Raw genomic sequence first — 12067 nt, 5'->3', positions numbered from 1 at the left:
AGGATTTAGTTGAAAAATATTTTATTTCGCATAGTTTTGTTATTAAATTTATCAATTTACATTTCATGCAAATATTCACGTTAGATATTTGCATGAAATGAATAACTCTATACCTTAAAGTCATCGCCCAAATAAACTTGGCGCACAGTTTCATTGGCTAAAACATCTTCAGGAGAGCCTTCTGCAATGACTGAACCTTCGCTCACTATGTAAGCTCTTTCACAAATTGCCAATGTTTCACGGACATTATGGTCTGTAATAAGTACACCTATACCACGGTTTTTAAGCGTACTAATAATATCTTTAATATCACCTACTGAAATTGGGTCTACACCTGCAAAAGGTTCATCAAGTAGCATGAACTTAGGATCAGCCGCTAAAGCACGTGCAATCTCTGCACGACGTCGCTCACCACCAGACACACTCATACCCAATGAATCTTTAATATGCGTAATTTTAAAATCTGCCAATAATTCAGCTAAGCGTTTTTTACGTTGTTCTTTGTTTAAATCTTTACGAGTCTCAAGAATTGCCATGATATTGTCGGCAATTGTCAGCTTTCTAAAAATAGACGCTTCTTGCGGTAAATAACCAATACCTTTTTGCGCACGCTCGTGCATGGCTAAATCGGATAAATCCAAATCATCTAAATGAATTTCGCCTTTATCCATACGCACAAGACCAACAACCATATAGAAACTTGTAGTTTTACCTGCACCATTTGGCCCAAGTAAACCTACAATTTCACCACTTTGCATGGTAAAAGATACGTCTTTTACTACCCAACGTTTATTGTAGTTTTTCGCTAAATGCTTAATGCATAAAGTTTGTGGTTTTTGCTGTTGATCCATTAATCACGTGCTCCTGGGAAAGACTTAGAGCTTGTTGGTGGAATCACAATTTTCACACGGCCATCTGAACCAGAACTATTTGGAGTACCAATCGCTTCAACATCGCCTTTATTCATGCTGTATCTTAATGTTGCACCACGAATACTTGAACCATCTTGTTCTAACAGTGCATTACCTGTAAGCGTGATGATTCCTGTTTGTGCGTTATACACAATTTTTTGTGCCTGCCCCTTTGCTAGACCTTTTGCAGTATCAAGCTGTTGCTGAAATTTTGCAGGGCTACCATTTGCAGTAATAACACTAATTTGTTTATTCGCATCGAGATTTGCAACAATTGAGCTTGCTTGAAGCTTCATTGTTCCTTGCTCAATAATGACATTACCTGAATAAGTCGTAACACCTGTTTTTTCATTAAACGTTGCTCTATCTGCAAGCAATGAAAGTGGTTTTTGACGATCTGATGGTAATGCATATACAGCACTTGAAAATACAACAGCTAAACTAGCAACCAATACCGATTTTCTAGCTAAAAATTTTAATGTATTAATCTTAGAATTATCGTTCATAGATGCCTCGAATATTAAAGAATTCGTATTGTCCGTTGTTAAAGTTTGCTTTCATTCCACGGCTCATGAAGTTAGCTTGTGGAGATTCAACGGTAATTTGCTTATCTGTTTGCAACTCTCGTGTTTTCGGATAGCCCGTTAGCTCGGTCGTCTTAAACACCATTTTTTCGCCATTTTCTAACAACCGTGTAGCAACAACCTCATCAGACATAATCACTTTTGCATTGTCATCATATGCATTTGCTACTTTTGCATAGAAAGTTCCATCGGGTCTCGAATTTTGAAAAGTATAAGCATGTAAGTTATCTAAACGAGAGGTCTGCTTTTGCATATCCTGTTCCAGACGATCTGCTTGTGCCTTTAAAGATACCAAGCCCTTTTCATCGGTTTGTGTCAAATTAATTACTTCAGCAGAATAGGTCATACTTCTAGAAGAATCGACTTCTAACTTCTTACTTTTTCCGCCAAAATAATAATAGCCACTACTTATAGCTACAATAATTAAAGCTGTGACATATAACTTTTTTGTATCCATAAGTGTGATTTCAACTCAAGCTTTTGAATGTATATAACATTATTGTGGAGCAGTTACGTATTTTTCAAGTAACTCTTCGTATACGCCTTTCGATAACAAGATCATATCGCAAACCTCACGAACAGCACCTCGACCACCCATTGCCTGAGTAACCAAGTCTGCACGACGACGTACTTCAACATGTCCATTTGGCACAGTCACTTTCATTCCTGCAATTGCAAATGCAGATAAATCAGGCCAATCATCGCCCATGTATAAACAATCTTCAGGTTTAAGATTAAATTGTGCACATGCTTCTTTCAGTGCAACACCTTTGTCTTCACGACCTTGAAATACTAAATCTACGCCTAATGCAGACATACGTGTTTCTACAATATTACTTTTTCGACCTGTGATAATAATAACTTTGACACCCGCTTGCTGCACAAGCTTCATGCCTAAACCATCACGAATATCAAAAGATTTAATTTCATCACCAGTATTGGTAAGTGTTACAAAGCCATCACTTAAAATACCATCAACATCTAGAACTAAAGCCTGAATATGACGCGCCTGTTCTAATAAAACATATGATGCCATTATTTATTTTACCCCAGCTTGAATTAAATCATGCATTCCAATTACACCAATTACTTTGTTGTCTATGTCTACCACAACAAATTGATTGATTTTATTTTCATTCATTTTATCTAAAGCAATGACAGCACGAGAATTTTGCCCAATTGTGATTGGATTTTTTGTCATGACTTCAGATACTTTCAAATGAACATCAAAACCTTGTTGTTTATCAATAAGTCGACGTAAATCACCATCAGTAAAAATACCAAGTAAAGCATCGTTTTCATCGACAATTGTTGTCAAACCAAGACGCTTGCTTGAAATTTCATATAAGACTTTATTCATTGGCGTATCTGGCGATACTTTTGGTAACTCATCACCTGTATGCATTAAATGCTTTACATCTAAAAGTAAACGCTTGCCTAATGCACCTGCAGGATGCGATCGTGCAAAATCATCTGCTGTAAAACCACGTGCTTCAAGTAAAGCTACTGCTAAAGCATCACCTAAAGCCAAGGTTGCTGTTGTGCTTGATGTAGGTGCTAAACCCAGTGGGCACGCTTCTTGAATATTACCTAATGTAAGTGCAACATCTGCATTTTGCGGCATCGGACCTTTATTGTCGCCACTAATCGTAATTAAAGGTATACCAAGATGTTTAACTAAAGGCACTAACATCATAATTTCATCACTCTTACCAGAGTTAGAAATTGCAATAAGTACATCTCCACGAACCAGCATGCCTAAATCGCCATGCCCTGCCTCACCTGGATGCATAAAGAATGATGGTGTTCCTGTTGAGGCAAAAGTTGCAGCCATTTTGCGACCAATATGACCCGATTTACCCATACCTGTCACAACTAAGCGACCTTTGCACTGCAAAATAATTTCACAAGCTTGAGTAAAACGCTCATCAATTTGAGAAGCAAGAACTTGTAAAGCGTGCTTTTCTATTTTTAAAGTTTCTAAAGCAACACTTTGAAAATCAATTTGATTTGGCATGTTTTCTGAATTCAACTTTTAAGACCTTGCCCAATAAGAGCCATTCATATGTATTTATGCTTAATTTTCGCAATTTTAGCATATCTATTCAACGGCAACGTTTCTAAATGTATAAGAAAACTTAAATTTACAGACTCAATTTACTTTTATTTCGCCATAAAAAAAGCCTTTATCTTTCGATAAAGGCTTTTTCGTATTCTGGAGCGGGAAAGGAGACTCGAACTCCCGACCCCAACCTTGGCAAGGTTATGCTCTACCAACTGAGCTATTCCCGCAATGAGGTGAATTATAGAGAGTTTTATGCTGATGTCAACTCTCTACAACTCTGTTTGATTAATTAATCAGCACGACGCCAAATTGTACCTTGACGCGTATCTTCTAAAACAACACCTTGATCGAGTAAAGATTGACGAATTTCATCTGCGCGAGCAAATTCTTTTGCCTTTTTAGCATCAACACGTTGCTGAATTAAATCTTCAATTTGTTCAGCACTTAAACCTAAAGCTTCTTGACCAATATCTGACTTTAAAAAGTCATCTACATTATGCTGAACCAAACCTAAAACATTGGTTAAATAACGTAAAGTTGCATAGTAAACAGCTGCCTGCTCTGCGTTTTCATCTTTAACTGACGTATTTAATGCTTTGTTAATTTCAAACAAAACTGCAATTGCTTCAGATGTATTGAAGTCATCACGCATTGCTACATTAAAGCGCTCTACCAATGTTTCATCATAAGCAACAACAACTTCTGTACCATAAGTTTGTTGGTATGCTTTGAATGAATGATAGAAGCGTGACAATGTATTTTTCGCTTCTTTTAAAGCCGCATCTGAGAAATTTACAGGGCTACGATAGTGCGAAGATACAATGAAATAGCGAATCACTTCAGGATGGAACTTATCCATCACATCACGAATAGTAAAGAAGTTGCCTAATGATTTAGACATTTTCTCACCATCAACATTAATAAAACCAACATGCATCCAATAGTTTACATATTGTTCATCTGTTGCAGCTTCTGATTGTGCAATTTCGTTTTCATGATGCGGGAATGTTAAGTCTGAACCACCGCCATGAATGTCAAAATGATTTCCTAAGCAGCAAGTCGACATTGCTGAACACTCAATATGCCAACCCGGACGACCATTCCCCCACGGTGAAGCCCATGAAGGTTCATTTTCTTTCGCATGTTTCCAAAGTACAAAATCGAATGGATGTTTTTTCTCAACTTCAACATCTACACGTTCAGATGCACCTGCTTGCATATCTTCAAGTTTACGACCTGAAAGGCGTCCATATTTTGCAAATTTTTCAACTTCAAAATAAACATCACCATTTGCAGATGGATAAGCTGTGCCTTTATTGACAAGCGTACCAATCATATTTTGCATTTGATCAATATATTCTGTCGCACGTGGTGCTTCATCTGGATGTAAGCATCCTAAATTTTCAGCATCTTCGTTCATTGCTTTAATGAAACGGTCTGTTAAAGCGGTAATGCTTTCACCATTTTCATTGGCACGTTTAATAATTTTGTCGTCGATATCTGTAATATTACGAACGTATTTTACGTTCCAACCTTGGCTACGTAAAAAGCGAATAATGTAGTCAAATGCAACCATTACGCGAGCATGACCAATATGACAGTAATCGTAAACTGTCATACCACACACATACATGTCGATATGTCCTTCTTTACGTGGAACAAATTCAACTTTTTTACGTTGCTCTGAATTGTATAGAACAAATGGTTGCATAGGTTTTCATAAGTGCTTTTATAAAAGATGGCTCATCTTAACCTAAGCACTATTTTTCATAAAGTTTTAACATTAAATTTTATGGTTTTTACATAAAAAATCCCAAACCTAAGTTTGGGATTTTTTCGTTTAACGTCAGAAATAGAAATTAGAAAACGATTTGATTATTTTGCAACAGCTCATCTAAAGTCACAGATTTTTCAAGATCAGCCAGCGTTAAATATTCTGCCATGTCGTATTGAGATGATGATGCACCATCTCGATCTATTGAAATAATTGCAGTTTGCGTTGCTTCATCATAATTAACTTGAATATAGTCTTGTATATTTTCTGATGTCGCATCATCTGATAACAACTTACTCACATCGATAATATCTGCTTCTGGATCAACACCCACTGTACCTACTTGGAAGTTATCCCAAGTTTCAACAGTATTTAGATTTTCTAGTTCTAAATCATTTAAAAGGTTGAAAATTTCTGTATTTTTCGACTCATCATCTATCAATGGAACTTGCTCAAAATTTAGCAATCCTGGCGATTCTTGTATTGGTTGATCATCATTTTTTTGCGAGTCTTTTTCATTCTCGTAAAGAATTCCTGCAGTTAGTCCAGCAGCACCCACAGCTATCGCGGCATCAACCCAATCCATTCCACTTGTTGCAACGGATGCTTGATATAAATAATCTGCGAAATTCTCGATTTTGGCGTAATTAACAACTTCAAATAAACCTTGATTGTTCAATTCTGAAGGAAAAATTTCAGAATAATGACCATTACTTTCTTGTATAACAAGTTTATTGATACCTTTATCATCAAAGAAGTTTTTGATGATAATTTCTTCACCTGTATTCAGTGAAACAATTAAATCTTGTTCATCTTTAAAGGTGTTTCTAACGTTTGCTTTATCAACATTTAACTCAACAATAATAGGCTGTTTTGTCGAACCATTTGTGACAAAAGCCCCTGTTACTTGATTATAAATATTATAAAGCGCCACAATTCTCTCAATACATCACATGAATTAGGAGCTTTTTACCAAATTCAGGGTTCTAACTCAATAAACTAAATGTTTAGACAGGTTTTTTAAAATCTGTACGTATAAAAAATCCCCAACCGAAGTCAGGGATTTTTATTTTTCAATTTTCTAAGATTTAATTAGAAAACGATTTGGTTATTAACAAGAAGTTGCTTCAAGATGTCATCTTCTGACTTGAGGACCAGAACTCCATCTTTCGTCTCTAAGAAATTTGAGTCTTTAGCTTTGCCTTGTAAATTCAACAAGTCGGCTTTACCGTAATTTGAAGCTGCTCCATCTCTATCGATAGATAAAACAACATCATCACCTTTAACAGCAATAGAGATATATTCTGAAATATTATCTTCGTCTTGTAAGCCATTTAACAATTTGCTGACATCAATAATATCACCAGTATCCTGACCTACTGTAAAGTCAGTCCAGACGTCAAATCCATTACCACCATCGTCAGATAATTGTGAAAGAAGATCAAATACTACCGTATCTATTCCTTCTCCACCTGTAATGGTGTCATTACCAGCACCACCATTAATCGTATCATTTCCAGCACCGCCATTAATCGTATCATCACCAGCATTTGAGTCGATAAAATCGTTATTAGCTGTACCATTGATAATGTCATTATAATCTGAACCGCTATAATGATTTAATGTGATGCTAGGAGGTACTTCAATAGTTAAAGCCCCTTTATCGGAAGCACCTACAATAGGCTTAACAACATAATCGAACTCTTCAAGTCCATATCCTGTACCAGATGCTATATATTCATATGACCCGTCTTTAAAGATAACCAATGTCCCATATTTACCTTGAACCGAAATACTATTCGATCCAGCTAATGGTGACACTGTTTTACCATTTACTGTATAGGATTCGGCATTTACGAAACTTGAATAATTATCTAGGCTACCTTTTGCTTTTGCTCCCTCGAGAACAAAATTATCCAAATCTATTTTTTGGTATTCAATAATAGAGCTTGTAAAACTAGCTCCCAAAGGGAAACCTTCCAATTTAGCAGTAAAACTATATTGCCCAGAACTTAGATTAGGAATACCAATTTCATTAGCATACTGACCATTTTCAGCTCCTTCTATAACTCCCTTAACTACTTCATTAGAACCAAGTTTTTGAATTTCATAAGTTATTTTTCGACCTTCTGTTAACTTATATGTGGTATTAAAGAATAAGTTCACTGATTCAGATGCAAAACCTTCTTGAATAATGATAGTTTCTTTAATCTCACCTTTTAAACCAGAGAAAATTTGCTGAGAAACAGGTTCAATGACATTTGACATTTCTAATGCTACTGTTGCATTTAAGTCCTCAGCATTATTTAAACTTATTTCAAAATTTAAGTTTTCGACACGAACATTGCCCTGCGCATCTTTAACATAGTAGTTAAATGACTCTACTTTACCATATGGCAACTCTGTCCAAGTTGATGTATTACTATTAATTTGATACTGATATTCACCTTTTTCATTAATAGTGAGCGTACCAAACTTACCTGTAATAATGATTGTTGCTGGTTCATCTGAAGGACTATTTGGCGTAAATGCTATGTCATTCACTTTATAAATAATCTCATCACTGTCTAACGCAATACTATTTTTAGAAACACCTTGAACAGAGTTTTCAACAGGTTGTGAATAGTCATATACATAATCATTAGTAAATTTAAGCGTACTACCTACGGCTACATTTAAAATTCCCCCTAAGCCAATACGCGCTATATATTCACCTTCTGGGAAAGATAATGTTAAAGGTTTAGATTTACCACCTAATAGCACTGCGCTATACCAATTTTCTTCAACATGATATTGCACATAGTTACCAGTAATATCTTTTTTATAAATAAGTAATGTAAATGTTGCTCCAACTGCAACACCTCCTGCATCACCTACCATAGTCAATTCACGTACAGTATTTTCAGCAACAGTGAATTGACGATAATCCGATAATTTAACGGCATTAGCATTCAAAATAGGATCCAATAGTCCAACTTGCAATAGCTCAAAACTTGTAAAGTCAGCTAACTTATCACTAGTCTTTGTTACATCAGTAACACTGGCTACTGGACTTACAACTAGCGTATCTGTCATTTTAACAGGTGAAAGTTCTGGAACTTTATTGTCAATTACAATCACTAATTCAGCAGATTTACTAACACCGCCAGATGTTAATGTGTATTCAAAAGTTTCCTTCGCTTCTCCATAAACACCCTTGAAATCTGAATTAAGTTTATAACTATATGTACCGTCAGATTTGATTGTGAGCGTACCGAATTTCCCTTGAATTAAAGTACCCCCCGAATCAGTAACACTTACAGGCGTAGTCGTATTGGTAGAACCTTCAGGCAGAGTATTGTCTATAAACTTAATTTGGGTAACCGTTGTACCTGCTGGCACAATATCGACACCAGATTGAGTATCAACATCTTTAATTACATCACCTGAATATCCACCACTCACTGCTACTGGATTACTATAATCTAAGACCTGATCATCCATTACAAATAGTGTATAGCCAACCAAAGCAGTTATACCAAATTTAGGAGATAAGAAAGCAATATACTCTCCTTCAGGTAAATCTAAGGTTAATGAGTCTGAATTACCTGCTAATAATGATGCTTTCAGCCAAGATGGTTGAACCTTAAACTGTTCATACTCTCCAGTACCTTTATTCAAACGATACACATACAGATCGTATTCTGTTAAGACTGCTACACCACCTGCTTGAGATTTAAGCGTAATTCGACGCATAGTATCTTCTGCAACATCAATCTGTAGAGAAGTCTTTAATACATCACCTAAAACACTAGCATTTAAAACATCACCTAACCCTGCATTTACAATCGTAAATCCTGTAGTCTCACTAGCTAAAATATTTTCTTTAGCTACATTTGGCTGACGAATAGTTGGTGTAATATCTGCTACTAAAACAACATTATTATCAGCAGGTATAAATAACTGACCTTCACCTAATGCTTGAGTTTCTATAATAGAATATGGTGACTCATTTCCTGCTAAATCTGTTGCTTTAAACTTAATTATTACTTTATTTGTGATTTGCTCTGGCATTACGAAGGTAAATTGCCCCAACTCATTAGCTTGGACAGTACCTACTACTTTATCATCTAAAGTAATCTCAACAGATACATAAGCCTCCGTTTTACCCGACACAACTGAGTTATTGGCTGAAATACTTAATTCAGAAATAATTGGATTTTGGTTATCAATAATAACTTTACCCATATTATAAATTTCTATATTCCCCGCAGCATCTTTTTGACGAAGAATGACGTTGTATTGCCCATCGCTCAATTTGAAGCTTTCACCAACTCCCTTGATCCAAGATATACCATTGTTCAGAGAGTATTCCCACGTTGCTCCATTCTCAATTCCAGTAACAGCAACCTGACCATTTTTTGAAATTTTGTCATCCACTATTGACGTATCTTCCACTAATGCTGCTTTCAAACCTTGAGGTGCAGTAGCATCAATAATGAGTTCAATAATGTGAGATTTGTTTGTGTTGCCTGCAACATCTGTAGCAGTAGCCACAACTGTATATTCGCTATCTTCTAATTCATTAGAAGCTTTATATTGCCATGTGTTGCCAGTAATTACAGCTAAACCTGAATCGATAACATTGCCACTTGTATCTTTAATTTCTACAAATATTTCAAAATTAGATTCATCACTCGCTGTACCCGTAATTAATGGCTGTTTATCATTTTTCAAACCTAGAGGATTGATAGATATTTCAGGTGCATTAATATCGGAAACAATCGTACTTTGTGATTCTGCATACGCTATTGCATCTTCAAGCTCAATGAGTGCATCTCTTAATTCCTCTTCTGTTGAAGAATCTCGATCTGCAACTTTTTCTGCCCATACAATAACTTTATCTAACACATATTGAATATCAGGGTCATATGTTTTTGATTGTGCTAATTCAATAGATTCTCTAAGCTCTTGTAAAGCTTCCAATTCAAGATTCTCTTGGGTAACTGCTTTATCAACAACTTCATTCAAAGTATCAGCAGCTAGTTTAAGTTCATCTATATCGGAAGAATCTAATGAATCCTTAGCAACCACTAGACCTTGTAAAACAGCTTCTTTCTCATATCCATCTAATAATGGAGCTGTTGATTCTAATGCTAACTCAGCATCTTTAATCGCCTGTTTAAGCAACGATCTTGCATCTTCTACAATTTGATTTTCTAAATCTAATTGTGCAGATTTAGCAGCATCCAGTTGCTCAGCTAAAACTCTTGATGCTTCCTCTAATTCTGATTTAGACGATTCAGGACGATCTGCAATATTAGTTGCATTGATAATGGCTTGTTGAAGCGTATTCGCTATAGCTTGATCAAATTCTCCAGATGTAGCTTCTAGTTGTACTTCTTCAATAAGATCCACAAGTCCTTGTAATGCCACAAGCTCAGCTTGCTCTTCAGATACAGCTTTATTCGTCGCTGCAACTAAATCATCAGCCGCTTTATTTAATTCAACAACATCTTTTGAATTTAATTTGCCTTGCGCAAGTGCTAAAGCTTTGAGCAACTCGATTTCTTGAGTGCCGTCTAGCTTAGGATTTACTGAATTTAATGCTTCATCAGCCGCCTCAATCGCTTCTTGCAGTGCTTTTTGTGCCGCTGTCAGCTCTTTGTTCGCTTCCGCTAAATCTTCTGCTCGTTCCGCTGCAATCGCATCTCGAACCGCATCATTTAACGTATCTGTAGCAGTGATAACAGCCTGTAAATCATCAGAGTTAAGCTGGCCTTTAGCATCTGACAATGCTTCCCATACTGCATCTCTTTCTTCACCATCTAATAGTGGATCAGTTGAAGCCAGTGCATTATTTGCAGCAGTAATCGCTTCTTGAAGTGCCTCTTGTGCTTCTTTCAATGCTTGACTATCTAATGCTTCCTGAGTTGAAGCTGCTTTCGATAAAGCCTCTGTCAGTTTCTTCGTTGCTGCTTCTAACTCTGCTTTTGATGATTCTAGACGAACCGCAACACTATTCGCACTTTCAATTGCTTGATCAAGTAGCGCTTGAATTTCAGCTGGATAACTTTGTTCTTCAGCTGTCTGAATCAATTTTTCAAGTACTCGAAGTGCCTCGATCTCTGCTTGTTCCGCAGCCACAACTTCATCAATCGCTGTACGTAAGGTATTGGCAGCTGAATTAAGTGCATCTACATCTGTCAGTCCTTTTGCATCTTTCGCTGTTGATAATGCAGCTAACAATGCTGTTTGTTCTGCACCATCTAAGAGTGGTGTTGCATCAGGTTTAAGTGCTGCCTCAGCTGCCTCAATCGCTTCTTGCAGTGCTTTTTGTGCCGCTGTCAGCTCTTTGTTCGCTTCCGCTAAATCTTCTGCTCGTTCCGCTGCAATCGCAGCTTCAACTGCTTTATTTAATGCTGATGCTGCATCATAGAATTCTTCTGCAGTTACTGATTCAATTAACTCCTGTTGAGCTTTTATAAGTGCTTCATAAACAGAATTTCGTTCTTCACCATCTAATAGTGGATCAGTTGAAGCCAGTGCATTATTTGCAGCAGTAATCGCCTCTTGCAGTGCTTCCTGTGCTGCAATCAGCTCTTTGTTTGCTTCGGCTAAATCTTCTGCTCGTTCCGCTGCAATCGCATCTTCAACCGCTTTATTTAATGTTGAGGTTGCTTGTTCAAGCGTTGGAATGTCTGTTGAGTTTGCTGATTTATTTGCATCAAGCAAAGCTTCCAATACAGCTTCA

8 protein-coding genes and 1 tRNA gene are annotated in these 12067 nt (G+C 36.6%); all 9 read right to left on the bottom strand.

All coding sequences use genetic code 11. From position 1 onward, the window contains the following. Positions 1-107 precede the first annotated feature (107 nt). Entirely contained in the window at positions 108-851 is a 744-nt protein-coding gene (lptB, locus tag SKM54_RS11585; protein WP_248104183.1) for an LPS export ABC transporter ATP-binding protein, read from the bottom strand. Beyond that, positions 851-1417 carry a lipopolysaccharide transport periplasmic protein LptA gene (lptA, locus tag SKM54_RS11580; protein WP_154773774.1) on the bottom strand — a complete coding sequence of 189 codons (567 nt, stop codon included), beginning with the start codon at positions 1415-1417 and terminating at the stop codon, positions 851-853. The genes lptB and lptA overlap by 1 nt, the downstream gene beginning before the upstream one ends. After that, the gene (lptC, locus tag SKM54_RS11575) at positions 1407-1952 is read right to left on the bottom strand and encodes an LPS export ABC transporter periplasmic protein LptC (protein WP_321095401.1); all 546 of its coding nucleotides are present in this window, start codon (positions 1950-1952) and stop codon (positions 1407-1409) included. The genes lptA and lptC overlap by 11 nt, the downstream gene beginning before the upstream one ends. Positions 1953-1991: 39 nt before the next feature. After that, complete coding sequence (locus SKM54_RS11570; protein ID WP_154773776.1) at positions 1992-2531, bottom strand: KdsC family phosphatase; 540 nt, start codon at positions 2529-2531, stop codon at positions 1992-1994. Positions 2532-2534: 3 nt separating this feature from the next. Further along, positions 2535-3512, bottom strand: a complete 978-nt coding sequence (locus tag SKM54_RS11565; RefSeq protein ID WP_154773778.1) for a KpsF/GutQ family sugar-phosphate isomerase — start codon at positions 3510-3512, stop codon at positions 2535-2537. Between the two features lie 199 nt (positions 3513-3711). Continuing rightward, positions 3712-3787, bottom strand: a tRNA-Gly gene (locus SKM54_RS11560). A 62-nt stretch (positions 3788-3849) separates the two neighbouring features. After that, positions 3850-5271, bottom strand: coding sequence for a cysteine--tRNA ligase (gene cysS, locus SKM54_RS11555; protein ID WP_321095400.1), 1422 nt, complete (start codon positions 5269-5271; stop codon positions 3850-3852). Positions 5272-5419: 148 nt separating this feature from the next. Further along, positions 5420-6268 (bottom strand): BapA/Bap/LapF family prefix-like domain-containing protein, encoded by an 849-nt coding sequence (locus SKM54_RS11550; RefSeq protein ID WP_321095399.1) that lies wholly within the window; start codon positions 6266-6268, stop codon positions 5420-5422. 158 nt (positions 6269-6426) lie between these two features. Further along, positions 6427-12067: BapA/Bap/LapF family large adhesin (locus SKM54_RS11545; protein ID WP_321095398.1), on the bottom strand; the 5641-nt coding region annotated here is incomplete at its 5' end.

This window comes from Acinetobacter faecalis, assembly GCF_034187745.1.
Lineage (GTDB): Bacteria > Pseudomonadota > Gammaproteobacteria > Pseudomonadales > Moraxellaceae > Acinetobacter > Acinetobacter faecalis.
This window is presented reverse-complemented; position numbering and strand designations above follow the sequence as displayed.

What these genes read in the sequence shown, in the direction of transcription:
- lptB (WP_248104183.1), bottom strand. Translation starts at nt 851, where the DNA reads ATGGATCAACAGCAAAAACCACAAACTTTATGCATTAAGCATTTAGCG.
- cysS (WP_321095400.1), bottom strand. Translation starts at nt 5,271, where the DNA reads ATGCAACCATTTGTTCTATACAATTCAGAGCAACGTAAAAAAGTTGAA.
- SKM54_RS11570 (WP_154773776.1), bottom strand. Translation starts at nt 2,531, where the DNA reads ATGGCATCATATGTTTTATTAGAACAGGCGCGTCATATTCAGGCTTTA.
- lptC (WP_321095401.1), bottom strand. Translation starts at nt 1,952, where the DNA reads ATGGATACAAAAAAGTTATATGTCACAGCTTTAATTATTGTAGCTATA.
- SKM54_RS11565 (WP_154773778.1), bottom strand. Translation starts at nt 3,512, where the DNA reads ATGCCAAATCAAATTGATTTTCAAAGTGTTGCTTTAGAAACTTTAAAA.
- lptA (WP_154773774.1), bottom strand. Translation starts at nt 1,417, where the DNA reads ATGAACGATAATTCTAAGATTAATACATTAAAATTTTTAGCTAGAAAA.